At 35.8% G+C, this 19,774-nt stretch carries 16 protein-coding genes; all 16 read left to right on the forward strand.

All coding sequences use genetic code 11. The features are described 5' to 3' along the window. Window positions 1–188 precede the first annotated feature (188 nt). The 16 genes from FOL01_RS03790 to FOL01_RS03865 all read left to right on the forward strand — a co-directional run bounded on the left by FOL01_RS03790 (window position 189) and on the right by FOL01_RS03865 (window position 19,754). Entirely contained in the window at window positions 189–1,649 is a 1,461-nt protein-coding gene (locus FOL01_RS03790) for a helix-turn-helix domain-containing protein (RefSeq protein ID WP_075269413.1), read from the forward strand. Window positions 1,650–1,768: 119 nt separating this feature from the next. Next, window positions 1,769–2,719 carry a hypothetical protein gene (locus FOL01_RS03795; RefSeq protein WP_075269414.1) on the forward strand — a complete coding sequence of 317 codons (951 nt, stop codon included), beginning with the start codon at window positions 1,769–1,771 and terminating at the stop codon, window positions 2,717–2,719. A 37-nt stretch (window positions 2,720–2,756) separates the two neighbouring features. Further along, the gene (locus FOL01_RS03800) at window positions 2,757–3,092 is read left to right on the forward strand and encodes a heavy metal-binding domain-containing protein (protein ID WP_075269415.1); all 336 of its coding nucleotides are present in this window, start codon (window positions 2,757–2,759) and stop codon (window positions 3,090–3,092) included. Between the two features lie 365 nt (window positions 3,093–3,457). After that, complete coding sequence (locus FOL01_RS03805) at window positions 3,458–4,291, forward strand: LicD family protein (protein WP_075269416.1); 834 nt, start codon at window positions 3,458–3,460, stop codon at window positions 4,289–4,291. Continuing rightward, window positions 4,284–5,141, forward strand: coding sequence for a hypothetical protein (locus tag FOL01_RS03810; protein ID WP_075269417.1), 858 nt, complete (start codon window positions 4,284–4,286; stop codon window positions 5,139–5,141). Before FOL01_RS03805 ends, FOL01_RS03810 begins: the two co-directional genes overlap by 8 nt. A gap of 15 nt (window positions 5,142–5,156) precedes the next feature. Next, window positions 5,157–6,440, forward strand: coding sequence for an ATP-binding cassette domain-containing protein (locus FOL01_RS03815; protein ID WP_075269418.1), 1,284 nt, complete (start codon window positions 5,157–5,159; stop codon window positions 6,438–6,440). A 5-nt stretch (window positions 6,441–6,445) separates the two neighbouring features. Next, a complete protein-coding gene (locus FOL01_RS03820; RefSeq protein WP_075269419.1) occupies window positions 6,446–7,270 on the forward strand; it encodes an ABC transporter permease in 825 nt (274 codons plus the stop codon). Window positions 7,271–7,281: 11 nt separating this feature from the next. Further along, complete coding sequence (locus FOL01_RS03825) at window positions 7,282–7,671, forward strand: hypothetical protein (protein ID WP_075269420.1); 390 nt, start codon at window positions 7,282–7,284, stop codon at window positions 7,669–7,671. A gap of 65 nt (window positions 7,672–7,736) precedes the next feature. Beyond that, on the forward strand, window positions 7,737–8,474 hold the full coding sequence (locus tag FOL01_RS03830; protein WP_075269421.1) for a hypothetical protein: 738 nt from the start codon (window positions 7,737–7,739) through the stop codon (window positions 8,472–8,474). Between the two features lie 19 nt (window positions 8,475–8,493). Next, the gene (locus FOL01_RS03835) at window positions 8,494–12,483 is read left to right on the forward strand and encodes a CDP-glycerol glycerophosphotransferase family protein (protein WP_075269422.1); all 3,990 of its coding nucleotides are present in this window, start codon (window positions 8,494–8,496) and stop codon (window positions 12,481–12,483) included. 25 nt (window positions 12,484–12,508) lie between these two features. Next, window positions 12,509–12,955, forward strand: coding sequence for a glycerol-3-phosphate cytidylyltransferase (gene tagD, locus FOL01_RS03840; protein WP_075269423.1), 447 nt, complete (start codon window positions 12,509–12,511; stop codon window positions 12,953–12,955). Window positions 12,956–12,990: 35 nt separating this feature from the next. Next, a complete protein-coding gene (locus FOL01_RS03845; RefSeq protein ID WP_075269424.1) occupies window positions 12,991–14,223 on the forward strand; it encodes an SGNH/GDSL hydrolase family protein in 1,233 nt (410 codons plus the stop codon). A gap of 16 nt (window positions 14,224–14,239) precedes the next feature. Next, complete coding sequence (locus FOL01_RS03850; RefSeq protein ID WP_075269425.1) at window positions 14,240–14,677, forward strand: hypothetical protein; 438 nt, start codon at window positions 14,240–14,242, stop codon at window positions 14,675–14,677. A 31-nt stretch (window positions 14,678–14,708) separates the two neighbouring features. Continuing rightward, window positions 14,709–16,196, forward strand: coding sequence for a glycosyltransferase (locus tag FOL01_RS03855; protein WP_075269426.1), 1,488 nt, complete (start codon window positions 14,709–14,711; stop codon window positions 16,194–16,196). Next, window positions 16,186–16,683 carry a hypothetical protein gene (locus tag FOL01_RS03860; RefSeq protein WP_075269427.1) on the forward strand — a complete coding sequence of 166 codons (498 nt, stop codon included), beginning with the start codon at window positions 16,186–16,188 and terminating at the stop codon, window positions 16,681–16,683. The genes FOL01_RS03855 and FOL01_RS03860 overlap by 11 nt, the downstream gene beginning before the upstream one ends. A gap of 2 nt (window positions 16,684–16,685) precedes the next feature. Then, window positions 16,686–19,754, forward strand: a complete 3,069-nt coding sequence (locus tag FOL01_RS03865; RefSeq protein ID WP_075269428.1) for a CDP-glycerol glycerophosphotransferase family protein — start codon at window positions 16,686–16,688, stop codon at window positions 19,752–19,754. The last annotated feature ends 20 nt before the right edge of the window (window positions 19,755–19,774 follow it).

Consider the following 19,774-nt stretch of genomic DNA (forward strand, 5'->3'; position numbering starts at 1 on the left):
TCAAGCCACTTTCATGGAATTGTCATGAAGGTGGCTTTTGACTAGGGCGTAGTTTATAAATTAGTGAATTTAACTAAAGGTACCCATATCGACTATATTTTTTTCATTGGGTAAAAAATTAGCGAAATTAAATTGATAAATAAAGTTATGATGGCTTTATGATTAATCAAATGGAGAGAGTGGACACAATGAATTGGTTACTTTCAAAGAAAGATGAGCATCGATTGGCACTACATCAGTACTTAATCACTCATCATAGTAAAAGTTTTTTAATTAAAGATTTGATGGCAGCAATGGGCTGGTCTCGGTACCTGACACTACAAGCTGCGCAACAGTTAAACATTGACTGTCAGGCACAGTCATCACAAGACTTCATTATTCTGTCTGATGCTAATCGGACAATAACCTTGCATGATTTACAGTTAATTAGTAGTGCTGCCTTGAAAGGGTATTATTTACGACAATCACTAAAATTTGACCTCCTGTTGGATGTTTTTCTGGAAGGCGTCCATTCTAATGAAGTGATTGCTTTTCGTCATTCCTCTAGTACAACCGTGGTTCGGTTGGTAAAAGAAGAAGTACGTGAACAGTTGCTGCAGCAGGGTATTCGGATTGCGGATAATTACCAATTATTGGGTGATGAGCGCCAAATTCGAACCCTGATGATTGAACAAATCTACTTAGCTTTTGCTAATTCGCCGTTACCGTTTAGTCAAGAGACGCAACAATATGTGAAACAGGTTCAAAATGATGTGGTGCCTTTATTGACGAAGCGGGCAACGATTAAGCGTGTGCTAGAAATTACGATTGGTGTCTGGCATACACGCGTGATGAACGGTCATCATATTCAACCTACGGATGAAGATTTGCTTAAACCAACTGCAGCGTTGCAATTTTCTGCCAAACAACTAATGGGACAGTTTGCTTCATATCTAAAACTACGGTTAGATCCTGAAGATACTTGGGTGGACGATGAGCTCCGTTATGGTTTGTCTGTATGTTATGCGTTGGGTATTGGGCAAACGACCGATTATTTATCAGATTTAACAGCTGATAATCAAGCAACTGTTACTTGGGCCGTTGAACGAATCGGTCGCGCTTACTGGCATTATTTTATGAAAGAACTGCCCGACGGACAAAAACAAGCAATTAAAGAGTTGATTGGGCCAGTTTTGATTCGTTTATGTTATTTCCCACCATATGATATTCAACCTTTACCAGATGTTGATTTTCAAATGCAAACTTATCCAATTCACACGGCCTTTACGAAACAGGTCATTCATATGTTTACGCATCGGTTTGATTATAGTGAGGAACAATTGATGGGGATGCTGTTCAATCCGTTATTAAGCACTTTTATTAAAGTGTTTACGGTGGAGGACATTTTCCCGACGATTACAGTGACGATTGATTTGATTGACATGCCCGCGTTAGAGAATTATTTAACGCAAATGGTTAGTCAATGGGATACATTAAATATAAAAATCACTAATGAGTTGACCGAAGATACGGATTTTTATCTGTCTAATGTGATGATTAGTCAACAAATACCCGGTTTTGCCTGGCAGACTATTCCAGAGTGGTCAGAACGTTTAGCATTACGGCAAAAGATGATTGATTTGACAATGCGGCGTTTTTATAAATTGTAATACATAAGTATTAGAATTGGTGATTAATCAACGCTTTTGCTACAATTACAATGAAGTATCATAATTAAAAAGAGATGTGGGCGATGTTTTCATCGGAGTAGTTGTAATGGGGGATTATTATGAATAAAACAGTTGTTGTCAGTACTACTGTTGTGGTGACTGCGGTAGTTGTAGGTGGCGGCACCTATGCTTTCTTGCATACACCGAAGCGACAGTTCGAATCTAACTTAGTCAAGATGACCAAAAGTGATGATAATATTGCAAATTTTCGCGTAAAGGCTAATGGCACGGTTGATGATATGGGTAGTGTCAGCGGCACACTTAAAGCAGATTCACAGAATGAAAATAAACTGGACGTACATTTAAAAGTAACTGATAAAAATACACCAGAAGCCATGAATATTAAAATGGATAAAAAACACATTTATGTGTCAGCGGATATGCTGACAAGTTCAGTGAAAGAATATGGCTTAAAAGGTCTAACGAAAGTAACCAAATCACTGGATAAATATTGGCTTGATTCGTCTCAAAGTGAGTCGTTAAAAGATTCGTACAGTTCTATTGATACTAAAGAAGTGCGTTCAGACGCGACAGCCGTTACAGAATGGTTTAAAGATTTAGATAGTAATAAGTTCAAGAAAGTGTCTAACGGATACAGAGTTAACTTGAATAAAGCAGATATGAAAAGTTTGATGACAAAGATTTCAAAAACAAAATCAGGTAAGGAAATTTCGAAGTCCGAGTGGCAAGAGGCTAAGTCAGCACTTGATCCAATCAAAAACTTCATGCTCAAGCTAACTGTTGGTGATAAAGGAAACTCATTCGCAATTGATTTTTCGGGAAAAGAAAATAATCGCAAAGAACAATTAACCTCTAAAATCAACACAAAACGAGATGATAAGTTAAAGGTAAAGATGCCGGCAAAATCATTGATCAAAACTGAGTCACAGTTATCGGAATTACTAGAAGGAAAAATGTTGGCTTACTATAGTGATCAAATTGCATCATCAATTGATGAATTTAATTCATCAGTTAGTTCGTCAACAAACGATGAAGTTTTGGATGCGTAGTCGGTAGTGATAAGCTTATAGATAAGGAGGAATATGTATGTCTGAAAAAGTACTAGTTACGACAACGGAAGCAATTGCTGGTTACCATGTTGTCGAAACGATGGGTGAAGTATTTGGGCTAACAACCCGTTCACGAAATGTGGTGTCATCATTTGGTCAATCAATGAAGGCTATTGTTGGTGGTGAAATCAAAGGTTACACGAAGTTGCAAGATGCCGCCCGTGATGAGGCCATTGATCGTTTAAAGACTGCCGCTGCCGAAGTAGATGCTAATGCTGTTGTGATGATGCGTTTTGATTCATCATCAGGAGCAATTGGTGATTCAGTTACAGCCTATGGGACTGCTGTAAAGATTGAGAAAGATGTCGATTAAATAGCGCGAGAAAAAAGTTGTTTTGAAGTTAGTGTGACACATGCTTTCCGCCGTTTTTGGCCACAGCAAGGTGGAGGATAGGAATGGCGTAAATTTTGTTACATTGAGCTTTCAGACTTTTGGAATGTGTTTATGATATCAGTTACAGCGTTAGTGGCTTGTTACACTAACGCTTTTTTGCTGGAAAATCCAAGTAAAACCGCTAGTTTAAGGCATTGTTATCCAGTTGCGTATAAAAAGAAATTGAGATAAACTTAGAACGTTAGTAGTAATTTTTTACAGACTTATAAAAAATTTTGAGATTGTAGCAATAATTCATGTTGATGGGCATTACCATGAATTAGCGAAAAGATTGGGGTATTGGAATGGGTGAACAATTAAAATATTTAACTGTACCTGAGGTGCAGAAAATCATGTTGGCTATTCTGGCTGACATGATTAAATATTTTAATGAACATAATTACCATTATGTCTTAACGGGTGGTAGTGCCTTAGGGGCGGTCCGTCACCAAGGATTTATTCCTTGGGATGATGATGCCGATGTGGCATTACCAAGAGATGAATACGAAAGGTTTATTCGTGAGTATCAACCATATAATTCGCAGTATGAATTGTTAACCCCGTACAACACTGAGAATTGGTTGTATGCTTATACGCGGGTGAGTGATACGCAGACGCAAGCGGATGGTAAATGGGCACTTGTGCATAACGGTGTTTATGTGGATGTTTTTCCGATTGATGCGGTACCAAAATCCAAAGTCGGACAAAGAATGGCGTATTATCAAATGAAGTATCTTGATGTGATGCGTAATTCAACGCGACGAATCGCTATTTCAAAACAAGAACCCGGCTGGTGGTTGAAACCACTGCTTATTAAATATGCGCAACGGCATACGACGGGGTGGTGGGTGCAACGCATGGATAAGTTAGCGCAAAAGATGAATCAACGCCATGTTGCGCGTTCAAATATCTTTAGTTTGTACATTGTCCAGGGATTGAATAAGACAAGGGAAAATTTTCCACTAGCTGTTTATCAACAACGACAATCAGTCCCGTTTGAAGATTTAACTGTTTATATACCAGCAGATAGCCAATCTTACCTCACTCAGATGTATGGTGATTGGCAGGCTCTGCCACCAAAAAAGAAACAAAAAACGCATGCCCGTTTTTATAATAAAGGAGTAGAAGTACATGATTAGTTTATACATACTACTCATCGCTAGTGTTGTTGCCATTTTCGGCCTATTTGTAACTATTTTTGCCCGTGTTAAGAAGATTGATCGTTCTAAAAGAATGGGGCATTTCTTCCTGACATTTGGGATAATCGTTGCTTTATTTGCCGGCTTTTCAATTAATAAAGAAAAAGAGGCGCATCAAGCAGCCCAGGATCACCAAAAGAAAGTTCAAGCAGAACAAATTTATGATGCCGAACTGGTTCATTTGAGTGATAAAAAAGTAAAAATCAAAGATGGTGAAGCGAAGGTAACCATTCATGTATCTAAGAATGCGGCCGTGAAGGTATCTAGTAATCATGAGCAACTCCATGACTTAAACTACAAACCGAATAAAAGTAAAAAAGATATCAAGGTAACTTTTGTGATGCCTGGTAAGTATACGGTTAAGGCAACACGTGGTCAAAACAAAATCACGAAGCATATTACGGTTCAAAAGGATGACCAAAAAAAGGTCAGTGAATCAACAAGCACGTCAGCTAGTGAAGCAGAAATTGTTGAACCAGCCAGTGAAATTGTTGAAGAACCAGCTGTGACTGAAGAAACGAGTACTGAAGAGGCAATTGATCCAGGATTGACTGAAGATAGTGCAGAAACTGATACTGCCGAAGCTGAAGTGGCACCATCTTATGATGAGACACCAAACTATACGCCAACTTGGACGCCGGACACTCCTGCAGATACGCCGGCTAGTGACACTGGTGGGGCGGCAACCGATACAGGTGCCGCTGATACTGGTACACAAGGTAGTGAAGCATCAGATGATGCCGCCGGTACAGAAGACTCAGTTGTTGATGATGGTAGCGCAGTACAATGAAGATAGGTTAGAAAAATGGTTGAAAACAAAGTAACCGTTGCAGCAAATCACGTGACGAAGCGATTTGATTTAGCTGAACGACAATCAGATAAAGTAAAAGCTGTCTTCAAATTTTGGGGTAAAGGTATTCCTAACTTTTGGGCAGTCAAAGGTGTGTCCTTTGAAGCACATGCAGGTGAAACCATTGGGGTAATTGGAACTAATGGATCAGGTAAATCAACCTTACTAGAAATGGTAGCGGGATTGACCCAACCAACCAGTGGACAAATGACGATTAATGGGTCAACTTCAATTATTGCGATTGGGGCGGGGATGCGACCAAAATTAACTGGACGCGCCAATATTCGTTTAAAGGCCTTGATGCAAGGCATGACGGAAAAAGAAATTGAAGCCAAGATGGATGACATCATCGAGTTTTCTGAACTAGGTGACTTTATTGACCAACCGGTTAAATCATATTCATCTGGTATGAAATCTAAGTTAGGCTTTGCCATCTCAGTTTATTCCGATGCTGATATTGTTATTATTGATGAGGCCCTCTCTGTGGGTGATCCGACATTTACGCAAAAATCAATGGAACGTACGAAGCGCTTTAAAGAAGAGGGTAAAACAATCTTCTTCGTGTCGCATTCTGCGGCACAAATGCGTCAAATGGCGGACCGCGTGATTTGGATGCACTATGGTGATATCCGAATGGATGGTCCGATTGATGAAGTGATGCCAGAATATGAGCGCTTCTTGAAGCGTTTCAATCGTTTTTCAGAAAACGAACGATTAGCCTATCAGAAACGATACAAGGAAGCGCAAAAAACATTTACGTTAGGGCATCTAAAGCAGTTAGAACGTAATCGACAGATGTTATTGGATCCATCAACGGCTTTGAAACGGCAAAAAGAAGATGAACACTCCTTTACTGAGGGCAGTGAGAAAATGGGATGGTTCACTCGTGTCTTTTTGATTATCATTACGATATTGACGGTGGGATTGATGAATAAGCAGTTGTTAAACATGTCATGGGCTAATGTGGCAGCACATCCGACCCACTTGATTACAAACTTTGCGCCGTCAAAGTTGGCTCAGTTAAATCAGCGTCATGGTCGTACGGGTGAATCATCAAAACCCGTAGATACACCAGTTTATTCGGCTACGCAAAATACGTATACTGTGAAAGATGGGGAAACGCTAGAAGGTATCTCTGAGAAAACGAATATTTCGGTTGAAGCCATCATGCAAGCTAATCAGATGACAGACCAAGTGGTCAATCCTGGGCAAGAAATTATTTTGCCGGTTGAGAGGTAGTTATTGTGAAAGATATTTGGAAAATTTTTAAGGAATTAGTAAAGAGTTGGCCAGTAGTCCAGCGAATTGCTCGTTACAATAATGATCAGACATACCGGGAAAACTACCTAGGGGATTTTTGGCATTTTGCTGATCCGGCACTACAAATTGGTATTATGATTTTGATGTTTGCGGTTCGTAATGGTAGTGACAATGGTAATCCCCACGCCACTGGTTTGGCGGGATATATTGCTTGGATTGCTTTAGGGATGGTCACTTACTTCTTTATGCAATCAGCCATGCAAAAATCAGCAAAGAGTATCCAATCGCAGATTAATATGTTATCTCGCATGAAGTTCTCTTTGTCAGCTATTCCAATGACGGAAATTATCACTGAGTTACGGCGTTACTTTGTCATGCTAGGTATGGCATTTTTTGCAATCTTGTTTATGAATGTTAAACCATCAATCTATTGGTTACAATTCTTTTATTACTTTTTTGCGATGATGATTTTCTTGTATGCCTTATCGCTAGTGACTTCAACAATTACCGTGTTAGTACCAGATTTTTATAATGCCTATGCAGCGGTATTACGTGTAGGAATGTGGATTTCGGGTGTAATTATTCCGGTTGATAGTCCAAATTTCCCACTATTGTTGTCAAATGTATTGAAATTAAATCCATTGTATTACATTATTCAAGGATTTAGAGAAACGTTGTTAGAAAACCCGGTTTGGTTCTGGCATAATATAACAGCAAATCTGTTGTTCTGGGGGATTGTACTTATTCTACTAACAGTGGGTGCACATATCCATATGCGTTTCCGTAATCGTTTCATGGACTTTGTATAAAGGAAGAAATAATGAAAAAGACACTAGGAATCATTCAAGTATTAGCAATTTTGGTTATTGGTATCATGATTGGGGCTTTTGCCGAACGCAGTCATGCGTTTGGTTATGCGGACAACACACCAATTATTCCCAATGGTACTTATAAAACATCAAATGCGAATAAGTGGCAAACAATGGAAGTTTCAGGCTCTGAAGTCAAAGATGCAAAAGGTAAGCATTTAGTAGTTGTGGACAATCGCTTTACTAATCGTACCCGTGGGCGTTTAGTTTTGGCCAGTCCTGATAAGGGGAATCGTTCATGGTCATACTATATTGCTAAGGTAAAAGAAGGCTGGCGAGTAAGTCCAATTGTTAATGGTGAACCAGACCATGATTCGGATTTTATTGTTTACGTCAATTAGATAGAAGAAATTCTCATACCAGGATTAAATCCTGGATACATATTAAAAATTAGAGGGACATTCATATGAGCAATCAAGTAAAAATCATTATTGATAAGTTGGACGCTGCTGAAGTTACGAAGATAAAACGTTATATGGCTAATTTATACCAGCTTATTGGTTCTGATACTACATTGACGATTTTAGATCCACGGTATAAAGGCGACTATAACCAGTTGATTAATGAGTATGAAAAGCTTTCGGGTGACTTCCCGAACATAAAGATTGAAAGTTTCTATGTGTCACAATATTTGAAGAGCAATCGACGCGACAACGTCAATCAATTTACACAAGACTATATTGGCAACCAAAAATTTACTGTTAAAAAGAAAGGCGGCCAACGCCTTTTTATGCAAGATGGTGAAGTACGGATTGCCATCATTAATAATAAAGCTGGTAAAGTCACGGCGGTTGACTTTGCTAAGCCAGGTCAAAAGAAACCGCACCAACGTGTCTCGGTTAATGCTGCTGGTAATATTCAAGTGTTACGTCATTTTGATGATAAGACCCATTTGCCAGTTGTTGATGAGTATTTAGACACGGACTTAAAGACACAGTTGACAGTCCATTTTGATGAGCGTGGTTTACGCTCAGATTATCAGCTAGTTGGTTGGGATGAACCCGTAGTATATAGCGAAGTCGATTTATATGAACAGTGGTTTAATCGTATTATTCAACCAGATGATTATGTGATTAATATGAATCGCCACTATGATGTGTTATTTGAACATCAGCATGACGTGACCAAAGTCTTTCTAATGTAGTGATTGGGTGGCAATTGAGATGGATTTGAAGAAAAAAGTAAAACGTGTTGCACATATTTCAGAGGTTGCCATGACTTATCGGTACTCTGACTTGAAAAAAACACGCGAATATTATATACGCCATTATGATCAGGCAACGGTTGATGATCAGGTAGTATTGTACGAAGCCCGTGATGGGCAGTCAATGACGGATTCCCCATTAGCAATTTTTCGTTATCTGAGTTCTCATGCACAGTATCAATATCTGCAACATGTGTGGGTCGTGACGGATGACAGCCCAGAAAATCTGGCAAAAATGGTTGCGAATGTACCGTCTGATGTGCAGTCCAAAATTATTTGGGTGAAGCGCAATACGATTGCCTATGCGAAATGGTTACTAAAGGCAAAGTTTTTGATTACCAATTCAACATTTCAGTCGTTTTGGCATAAGAAGCCAGCGCAAGTTTATCTAAATACTTGGCATGGTACGCCGTTGAAATATATGGGTTATGATATTCCTGGTTCAAAGACTTCCTTAAAAAATGTGCAACGTAATTTATTAATGGCGAATTATATTATTTCACCGAACGCCCATACATCGCATGTGTTTTTAGATCGTTATAAATTAAATGGCTTGTACCAAGGCGAAGTGCTTGAGGGTGGCTATCCGCGGATTGATTTGACTTATGCGCATGAGCAAAAAAGTACTCTGGCATATTTGCAACAAAGTGGTGTGCAACTAGATTTAACGCAACTCATTGTCATGTACACACCAACCTGGAAGGGAACGTCAATTACAAACCCATCTGGGAGCATTCAGCAAATTTATGAAGAGATTAAGCAATTAAAACAGTTAAATCCTGATAAAAATATTTTGGTTAAAGTACATCCATATGCTTATCCATTGGCTAAACGTCATGAAGGGTTACGCCCATATTTAGTGCCGGATGAAATGGATGCTAACTTGATTTTAGGAATCACTGATGTCTTGATTACTGATTATTCAAGTATTTTCTTTGATTATTTAGTGACTGATAAACCAGTTATTTTCTATGCTTGGGACCATGAATTATATAGTAGTTATCGTGGCATGTATTTTGATGATAATGAGTTACCTGGTCCAATTTTAGATGATATTGAATCAGTAGGACATGCATTGCAGCATACTAATCAAATTAGTGAACATTATCAGCACAAATATCAACAAATTAAAGAAAAAGTTGTCCCATACGATGATGGTCAAGTCACTACTCGCATCGTTCAAACAGTCTTTAATCAACAAACAGTGTCAGGTGTAAAGCATATCCCAGCAAGTGGCTTGGATAAGACAAAATTGCTGATTTATCCCGGTGGTATGGGAAATAATGGGATTACGACTAGTGCCATCAATTTAAGTCATCATATTGATTATGATAAATACGATGTGACATATTTGTTGTGGGACAACGATAATGAAGAAATTATCAATAACGTTGCGCAGTTAGATGAACATGTGCGCATTATGTACCGCTTTGGGGTCACTGCCTTAACCCGTCCGGAACATCGACAAGACCGTTATGTCAGTGAACATGGAATCAAACGTTGGTCTGATACGAATATTCCAAAAATTGGTTACCAACGTGAAGCAGATCGATTATTTAATAGTGTTCAATTTGATACATTGGTTGACTTTTCGGGATACTCATTTAACGGCTCAAAGCTATTTGCGGTCATGCCTAGAAAGCAATTGGTTGTTTATCAACATAATGATTTATACACCGATTCACAGAAAGTAATTAATGGTAAGCAAGTGCATGCCAAGAAGTTAGGCGCTTTATTTACGCTCTATCAAGTTTTCGATAAAATCGTTTCTGTTTCGGAAACTTTAAAGCAAATCAATGAGAAGAAGCTGTCAGAATATGTTCGGCCAGAACAAATGGTGGCAGTGCCAAATTCATTGACGCTACCTACAGAGGTAGATCAGCAAGCAGATAATTTACCTGTTATTGAAGATTATCAAGCGGCTGCAACTATGCGTGTACAGTATGTTGAGATGTATATGTCTTTGGCGGATATTGCACAGGGTGTAACCGTTATTAAAGCAGTCAATCGTAATGATCATATTCGTGTTCTTGGGCGAGCCCGCATTAATCAGCAAACATTCTACAAGCTTGCGATAAATGACTTACCAAGTGGTTGGGTTGCTGCAAAGTATGTCGATGTTCAGGAAGTTAATGAATTATTGTACCAAGAACCAGCTCATCAAATTGGTTGGGTGTATAACAATAAGCGACGTCTGTTCCAGACACCATATTTAAAAGGTGAAGATACTAGTGATGTCATTGGCCAGGCAAAATGGTTAAACCATACTTTTGTCAAAATTGTTGCACAAGCTGAAACGGGGGATGGTCGATATTACCAAGTCCAGCTACCAAAAAGTCAGCAATTAGCTTGGTTAAAGGCGTCAAGCATCTTACCGATGCAGTCCGCATCGAAGTTTGCCTTTTATCAATGGTTATGGAACAGAATGTCTAATAAAGTTACTGAACAAGTATATAATGTTGGTGTCAAACAACTATTTATGATTAATCATGAGGTTGTCTTGACTAATCAACCATTAGGGTTGAGTAAACGCGGGATTAAACAACGCCAGTTAAAAACGGTTAATAGACTTTATTTAGCAACGGCATTCGCCCAAACGACGACAGGTAATTATTACCGAGTGAAAGTCGGTCAAAAACAATGGTGGCTTGCTGAAAAAGATATGAATAAACAATCTATTGATGTGTTACTGACGAATAACTATCACGTCAATTTGAGTGACTATCTAGATGTACCTGTTAACCAATCATTAATTTTTAACCGGACCAGTGAACAGATGATTCGTTTACATTTCAATACTTTACCGGATGATTTGGTAATGGTGGCTGGTTATCGAACTACCCTGTTAGTTGATAATCAATCAGTTTATCAACTATACTCTGAAAAGTTTGATGAGTCGGTGATGGTACCAGTAAATGAGGTATTTGTGTTAGATACGACACACTTTGATGAGGTGTATGCTGTCAGCGGGGACATCATGGTTGCTTATCAATCAATGTTATTAAGTCAGGAGCAACAACAGATAGTGGTGACAAATCATATTGTGGAATTAGCTCGGGTATGGAATTGGCAAACGCAAGCGTTCATGATTTATGGTCAGTTGGATAATCAATATGGTTGGTTTGATGAATCGGTATTAACAAATGATCATATGAAACCACTGTCTGTGCAAGAAAAAATGCTACCTGATGAACAATCAGGTGTGAAACTAGCAGCTGATGTGTTGCCGGTTGATGAGATTCAACCAGTTTCTAAAATTGACCAACCATGGATTACACGAAAAATTTCTGTATGGGATGATGATAAACATTACACACAATTGCTTCGACAAAATGGACAAACTATTTTGCTGTCCGATACTGGGGATGCAGTATTAGCTGCGGATGTCCAACAGGCAGTTTCAGACTCTTTGCTGTATCAAAATGGTCGTCAGTGGGCGACGTATAGTCATTTTGTTTTTGTGGCTGTTGGTCGTTTGTCACCTGAAAAGAATCAAACAATGCTATTAGATGCTTTTGCAAGGGTTTATGCAAAACATCCAGAGGCTGAGTTAATTATCATTGGTGATGGCGTTATCCGTGATGAATTGGAAAATAAAGCTATGCAGTTGGGTATTGCCAATGTTGTCCTATTTACTGGGCAAGTTGATAATCCTGCGGACTACTTGGCATTGGCCGATGTTTTCGTACATCCATCACTTTATGAAGGTCAACCAATGGTTTTGCTAGAAGCTTTAATGCAGCAACGGTTAATTGTGGCAACTAATATTGCGGCGAATGTTGGTGTGATAGGTAACCAAGAGTATGGTTTAGTAACGCAGGATGTGACTGCAACTTCATTTGCGCAATTAATGTTGTTTACCATAGAGAATCAGACTAAATTAGAAAAATTTGATATTAACGTTTATCAAGAACAGGCGCGCCAAGCGTTTAATGCTATACTGAAATAATAAATACTAATAGGAGTTAGAAATTATGAAAAGAATTATTACTTATGGAACGTTTGACATGTTGCACTATGGTCACATCAATTTATTGCGTCGGGCAAAGCAATTAGGTGACTATTTAATTGTCGTTCTGTCATCTGATGAGTTTAATTGGGATTCAAAGCAAAAGAAAACGTATTTTTCTTATGAAAAGCGTAAGCAATTATTAGAAGCTATCCGTTACGTTGACTTGGTTATTCCAGAGAATAGTTGGGATCAAAAAGTTTCTGATATGAAAGAGTATCATGTGGATACTTTAGTTATGGGGGATGACTGGGCAGGTAAGTTTGACTTTATTGAAGAGCAAACAGACACAGAAGTCGTTTACTTACCACGTACGCCAGAAATTTCAACATCACAAATCAAAGATGACCTAAATAAAAAGAAATTGGCCACAAGTGTGGATACCTCAAAAATTGATGTTTCAGGGAACTAGTCGCTAAATAACCAGTAGTAGGGAAGATAACTCGTATGACAGTTAAAAGCAAAGTAAAACGGTTTTTGAAGTATTTGCATATTGGGAAGTCAACTAATGACTGGACGGATAAAAATGTTATTGTTTTTGGTGATAGTATTGTTGCCGGCCAAGAGTTAGTGCGTGAAGAAACACCGTATCGTGATGCGGTATATGCAAAACTAGCCTCATATTATTTGCGTGCCCATAAGTTAGAAAACTTTGCCGAAACTGGTACGGGGCAGTTTAAAGGCCAACACAATCTTGACCAGCTAGCTGGTTGGACGCACAGTTTTGAAGGTAGTATTCAGCATTATTGCCAAGACATTCGTCAGGCTGATGTGGTGTTGATTGCTTATGGTAACAACGATTGGAAACAACCTAATCCGGATGGCTCATTGCATACATTAGAAGAAGTTAAAATGAAATTGCGTGAGAACATCCAGCGAATTAGGCGACTTAATCATCATATTCAATTAGTGGGTGTTTTAGAAACGTTAGCATTTCGTAAGCACAAGCCTGCTTGGCATTTAGAAGGGCCTAATGGTTTTACTTATGAAGAAATGGTATCAGCATTTATTGAAGTGTACCAAGAACTTCAGGTGCCGATATTTGATATCCGTGATTATCACTTAGGTAACCATATGGACGAGTATGTTGATGATCGCGATCATTTTACTTTATCAGTGCATAAACAGATTGCTAAGTGTTTGACAGATTTTGTAAGGCATGGTTATCAATCGCCAACACAACGTTTTGGGGAAACTGTGAAATTTATTTTTACAGAGAATTTGTTTGAAGATTCGCAAATGCGTTGGGAGTTATTTAAGCAGATTAGAAACCAAGCTGAGCAAGGGCGACGTTCTGAGGTATTATGGTTTGGATTATCGGAAAAATATCAATCACAATTGGATAAATTATTTTCGGAAAATGAATTACCAGCTGATTTGAAGATAACTAATATTTATCAATATTATGCGGCACCATTAAGGTATTCTGAAAAGGTAGACGATTTATCCTTGAAAGAAGGAAAGCTGTTTAATCAAAATAGCGTAGACTTTATCAAGTTAGATGGTGATAAAATTTTTTTAAAGCAACTAGATACTACTAAATGGTCTAATGGTATGACCAAAGATTATTTTAATAACATGTGGCTTCAACACTATATTTCGTTAAAAGATGAAGTGTTTCTAGTGGAGGAAAACAAATTAAAGAGTGTTAACCCGTTAAATTTGTACGATATAACGTAGGAAGAGGAATAGATAAATGAGATTTTTTTCTGAAAATGACCAAGATATAAAACTTAAGAAAACTAAAAATTTACCAGGATTTGAAATAACTTTAACAGAAAATTTGAGTATTAAATCTCAAATTAATAATCCCTTTTTTACAGGACTAAGGGGAATGAATATCATTCAGCTACCTAAGAAAATGAAGGGGTTTCGTGATAATCCGGATTTGCAAAACTTGCTGGAACCGGTAAAAGTTCGAACAGGTATTAAGGCAGATTTAAATGATTCACAATTTTTGATTTTTCAACCTAATTTGGAATTTTTAAGGGCTCATAAGTTATGGGCAAATAATCAAATTTTTGGACATGATGAGGAAATAGTTCCAACTATTCTTAATTATGGATTTCATGATGTAACTTTAACTAAGGATATGGTAATAGGTAATATTATTGTTTTGAATGCCATTGTTTAGATTCCTTTCAGTTAAGGAGGTTGGGCTGAATATGAGAAAAATTTTTTTTATAACTAGTACTTTACCCAAAATTCATGGGGGTAGAACTAAGTCGTTATTACAAAGGGCACATTTATTAAATCAAAAGGGAATTGATATAACAATTGTTTCGACTAATTATAATTCGGAATATGAAGAAACGTACTCTTTTTTTAGAGAACAAAATCGAGTATTGGGTAATACTTCCTTTGAAAATATTTATGATTATTATAAGCAAAAAAATAGTACGAAAAATGTTAAAGTGACTTGGAAGGAAATGCTATCAAAATATGTTGGTGATTTTTCGGAATACGTAAAGGTTAAAAGATCATCGCAGAATGACCGTACTTATTTTTATAGAGATGGACTTCCTAATTTTGTGGTTAAAGGTCTTGACTCTGGAAACATTGAATTTTTTGCTTTATATAGAGATTGGAATTTTGAACCATTTAAAATTTTTTATGTTAATAATAATGGATTTGTTCATAAAATAGAGACTTTCGGCGAAAATAAGTCGAGAATTCTACAAGAATTTGTGACAGAGGAAGGTCTTAAGTATTTGTCGAAAACATTTAAGAATGGAAATACAGTTACAAGCATAAATCTAAACACTGCGTCTGAATCTGTTAATTTTTCGAATGAGAAAGAGCTATTTTCATACTTTTTTGGTGATATCTTTTCAGAAAATGATGTTGTTGTGAACGATGCAAGGCTTTTAGATAAACCGTTACTCGAAAATAAGGTTGGAAAAAGAATTTTTCAATTACACAACCCACATTTAGAGGACCCTTTAGATACCTTATCAGGCATAAAACATTCCTTTAAGAATATTTTGAATGCAAATTTGCCTGAAAATAGTGTTATTGTCACTCTTACGCAGAAACAAAAATTAGATATTACTTCAGAAATTCCGAGTTTAAAAAATAAGATTGCTGTGATTCCTCATTCTACTAAAAAAACTAGGATTCAATATGATAAGAGAAAAAATCATTTTGGTGTCATATGCCGATTACATCCACAGAAAAATTTAAATGATGTGATTATGGCCTTTTATTTGTTTGATCAGGAAATTAAGGGGTATTTCCTTGACATTTTTGGAGATGGGGAGAGTCGATCAGAATTAGAAAATCAAGTGAAAAAATTGGGATTGGATAAAAAGGTAATTTTTCATGGCAATGTGCAGAATGTAAACAAAGCATATCAACAAATTTATGCATTGTTGATAACTTCTAATTTTGAAGGTTTCCCATTAAATGCATTAGAGTCACTTTCTAACGGAACGCCTATCATTACTTATGAAGTGAATTATGGACCCACTGACATTGTAGACGAAAAAAGCGGATGGGTTGCAAAGTCACGTACTCCGGAAGAATTTAAAAGACAAATGATTAACGCTGTTAATAATCCTAAAAATACTTTAGAGGTTCAAGAAAGAGCATCTTACTTTTCTGAAGAAAACTTTGTTTCAAGATGGTTAGAGGTTATTGATCATGATAATTGAAAAATTTACTAGTTTACAGAAACTGAATGATAATATTTGGAAAGTTCAAAACCAAGATAGTGATTTTTATGTGACTTTTTTGGATAGAACTTTCCCAAATTGGAATCGCTTTTCAATAAAAAAAGTCAAAGATAATTTATTATATTATGATGGAGAAAATTTAAAATTTAGTTTTCGCATTAATTTAGAAACAGGAATATTTAAGCATATAGATGTTTATTTAAGAAATGATATTAGGCCATATCGTCGAATCTTTTTAACTAATGGTTTTATAAGAAAGATTCGATACTATGAATTCAATAGTTGGGTAAAAAATTATGATATCGTGGTGGGCAATAAGTTAAAGGCTATATATACAATTGAATATTTTAATAGCGAGGAACGATACATAGATGATTATTATAAGCCAGGATCTTTATTTTATGATAAGGAAGACTTTTTAACGCATATGTTTTCAGAGAAATATAATCGAGGGGAGATTGGATAGTCATGATAGTGAAAGAATTTAATTATACCCCAAAAGGGAATCTGGATTTTATAGATGATACTGGTCAAGATGTAACTGGTGAAATAAACATACTTTTTCCATCAGGAAAAGTAATAAATAATTTTAATCATAAATATAATAAAATTCCAGAAGAAATGTGGGGATATAGAGAAGTTACTTTAACGGATAAGCATGGACGCCAACTTTTTTTTGATGATAGTCTTATAAATACTTATTTTACTAATGAAACTGAACAAACGCTCAAATATGTTTTTTTCCGTGCAGATGTGATGTGCTTTGGAATCTATCCCAATAATGATAATAAGTTAATAAATTTAAATAAAAAAGAAAAAATTTTTTTTGAAGGTAATTATCTAGGAGTAAAAGTGCCTTATAAAATGGAGATGCCGTATTTTTTTGAAGTTTTCACAGAGAATTCGGTTAACCTAGTTAATTATAGAAAAAAGTCAGATAATGAGTACCTGCTGGACTTAACGTCAATTGATTTGAATGAGATTAAATCAATTTATTTTAAAGATTATAAGTTTAATCGTCAAATTAACTATTGTATATATGAAAATAAAGACGAAGCCTATCAACAAATAGAGAATTCAAAATATGATCAAGTAAAATTAGAATTTACTGAAGATGAAAGATTTTCTAACAAAAATGATTGTCAATTAATGGGGCAGTTAGGTGAAAATCATTTTAGTATAGATGAAAATTTTAGATTAGATGAATCTTTTCTAAAGGAATATAGAGATAAAAGCGATAAATCGTTGGAAGTTTTTGCAATTAAGCAAGGAAAAATTTCACAAGTGAATTATAGTATTTCATCTAACCTTAAGAAAAGCAATCTGTATTACCTCTTCAAAAATAATATTATAATTTTAGGATCTAGAGTAGTTACAGGTGACTTGAAGAAAAAAATTGTGGCCGCTGAGCCTTTAAAGGTGAGCTTAGAAAGCGTTTCTGATAAATATATTGAGTTAGTATTTCCTGAAAAAATTTGGACATTACAAATTATTACAACTTCAAATAACTTGAAGGGGCCTTTTTCTGAAATACCTAATAATATAATAGAGAACAAGGTGCATATAGAATTTAATGATGTTTTTAATGATTTGGGTGTTGTTAATGGCGTCAGGAATATGAATATATTCGCAAATGTTAGTTTTGAAAATGAAAGAAGTTCTAGTCTTTATAAATTACAGTTAGCTAACAATAATGGAATTAATAAGTACCAATTATTTGATAATAGGAGACCTTTACCTGGTGGTGTAGGAAAGTATCAGCAATATATCCAGGTTTTTAAACAAGAAAATACAGATTTAATTTTCTTAAAGGGGCCATTACATAATTTAGTTAACAAAACATTTAATTTAGAAGCACAAGTTAAATCTTTAAAAAGGGAGCAAGATAGTTATAAACTTACTCTTCAAGTAGAGGGTGAACTTCTTGATAAGTGTAATATTCAGTCTGTTAGGTTAATAAACAGAAATATTCTCAATCCTAAAGAAAATGATTACACTGTAAATATAATATCTGAAAATGAAGATTCAGTTGTAATTGACTCAATTATAGACTTAGAACACAGCTATATTCCATTTTACTGGGATTTGTTTGTCGTTTTAGGAAATGAAAATATTAATTTACCAATTCAAGTAAGCAAATTGACAGATAGTGTTAAAGATTTAGTTGATGTGGATGTCTTTGAAAAAGAGATAAGAACAGCAGTAAACACAATTTTATATCCATATGTTACTGCTGGTGGATCATTAGCATTTACCTATAGAAATATTGAGCCGTATGAAAATGAAGTAAATTTCAATAGAGAGATTAAAGCTTATAATGTATACAATCATTTTAAAAAATATTTAGATAAAAAAAACATTTGGATAGTTTTTGAAAAGAATAGTTTTGGGGCGCATGATAATGCCTTTCACTTTTTTAAATATATGTATGAAAATGAAAAGCATCCCAATACTTATTATGTAATCAGAAAAGATTCTCCTGAGTATAAAAATTTGAGTAAAATGCAGGATAGAGTTCTTGTTTATATGAGTTTTAAATACTTTTTGTATATGTTTTCTGCTCGTGTATTTATTTCGTCAGACACTAAATTTCATGCATACAATTTGCAACGCAGAGACTCATTGTTAGCTAAGTCTATGTTACAAAAGAAAAATGTGTTCTTGCAGCACGGAATGAATGGAATAAAAAAAGTACCAGTTTTTCATAAAAAAAGAGGCCTTTTAGATTTGATAATAGCGCCCAGTGATTTTGAACGCGACAATATAAATATAAAAAAATGGGGATATTCTCCAAATGAAGTTGTTGCAACAGGGTATGCTCGATGGGATTCATATATAGATAAGACTGATGAATTATCATACCATCAGATATTTATGATGCCTACCTGGCGTAAATCAATGGAGGGTATGAGTCGTGAGGAATTTTTAAAAACAAGGTTTTATAAAGAGTATCAAGCCTTTTTAAAATCACCTAAATTAAAAGAGGTTTTGAAAGCGAACAACACTAGACTTGCATTCTTTTTACATCCATATTTTAAAAATTACGTTGATCTTTTTGATATTGATGAAAGTTTTACTGATAAGTATGGGTATCTAGATGTAGATATGGGAAATGAAATCATGAAGAGTTCAATGATGATTTCAGACTATTCAAGTGTTGTTTGGGATATGTTCTATTTAGAGAAGCCAGTAATATTTTATCAGTTTGATCAGGAAGATTATTTGAAAAGTGAAGGCGCTTATCTAAATTATGAAAAAGATTTGTTTGGAGATGTTGTCTTTAATTCTGATCAAGCAGTAGATTCCATTATTAAGTATGTTGAAAATGGTTTTTCCGAAGAAAATCAGTATTCAGCTATGCGTAAAAAATATATGAACTTTCACGACCACCAGAATTCCGAAAGAATTTACCAGGCTATTTTGAGCAAGAAAAAATTATTAGGTATAGAAAATAAGTGGACGTTGTTGAGAAGGGTTTCAAGGAAGTTGTGGAAACTAAAGAAAAAAATTTTAAACTATAATTCTAATACTAACTAGATAGAATTATAAATGGGTGA

The organism is Weissella thailandensis (genome assembly GCF_001932615.1).
Classification (GTDB): Bacteria; Bacillota; Bacilli; order Lactobacillales; family Lactobacillaceae; genus Weissella; species Weissella thailandensis.

Excerpts from the sequence above, each read along its gene's own strand:
- FOL01_RS03790 (WP_075269413.1), top strand. The coding sequence starts at position 189 with ATGAATTGGTTACTTTCAAAGAAAGATGAGCATCGATTGGCACTACAT.
- FOL01_RS03795 (WP_075269414.1), top strand. The coding sequence starts at position 1,769 with ATGAATAAAACAGTTGTTGTCAGTACTACTGTTGTGGTGACTGCGGTA.
- FOL01_RS03800 (WP_075269415.1), top strand. The coding sequence starts at position 2,757 with ATGTCTGAAAAAGTACTAGTTACGACAACGGAAGCAATTGCTGGTTAC.
- FOL01_RS03805 (WP_075269416.1), top strand. The coding sequence starts at position 3,458 with ATGGGTGAACAATTAAAATATTTAACTGTACCTGAGGTGCAGAAAATC.
- FOL01_RS03810 (WP_075269417.1), top strand. The coding sequence starts at position 4,284 with ATGATTAGTTTATACATACTACTCATCGCTAGTGTTGTTGCCATTTTC.
- FOL01_RS03815 (WP_075269418.1), top strand. The coding sequence starts at position 5,157 with ATGGTTGAAAACAAAGTAACCGTTGCAGCAAATCACGTGACGAAGCGA.
- FOL01_RS03825 (WP_075269420.1), top strand. The coding sequence starts at position 7,282 with ATGAAAAAGACACTAGGAATCATTCAAGTATTAGCAATTTTGGTTATT.
- FOL01_RS03830 (WP_075269421.1), top strand. The coding sequence starts at position 7,737 with ATGAGCAATCAAGTAAAAATCATTATTGATAAGTTGGACGCTGCTGAA.
- FOL01_RS03835 (WP_075269422.1), top strand. The coding sequence starts at position 8,494 with ATGGATTTGAAGAAAAAAGTAAAACGTGTTGCACATATTTCAGAGGTT.
- tagD (WP_075269423.1), top strand. The coding sequence starts at position 12,509 with ATGAAAAGAATTATTACTTATGGAACGTTTGACATGTTGCACTATGGT.
- FOL01_RS03845 (WP_075269424.1), top strand. The coding sequence starts at position 12,991 with ATGACAGTTAAAAGCAAAGTAAAACGGTTTTTGAAGTATTTGCATATT.
- FOL01_RS03850 (WP_075269425.1), top strand. The coding sequence starts at position 14,240 with ATGAGATTTTTTTCTGAAAATGACCAAGATATAAAACTTAAGAAAACT.
- FOL01_RS03855 (WP_075269426.1), top strand. The coding sequence starts at position 14,709 with ATGAGAAAAATTTTTTTTATAACTAGTACTTTACCCAAAATTCATGGG.
- FOL01_RS03860 (WP_075269427.1), top strand. The coding sequence starts at position 16,186 with ATGATAATTGAAAAATTTACTAGTTTACAGAAACTGAATGATAATATT.
- FOL01_RS03865 (WP_075269428.1), top strand. The coding sequence starts at position 16,686 with ATGATAGTGAAAGAATTTAATTATACCCCAAAAGGGAATCTGGATTTT.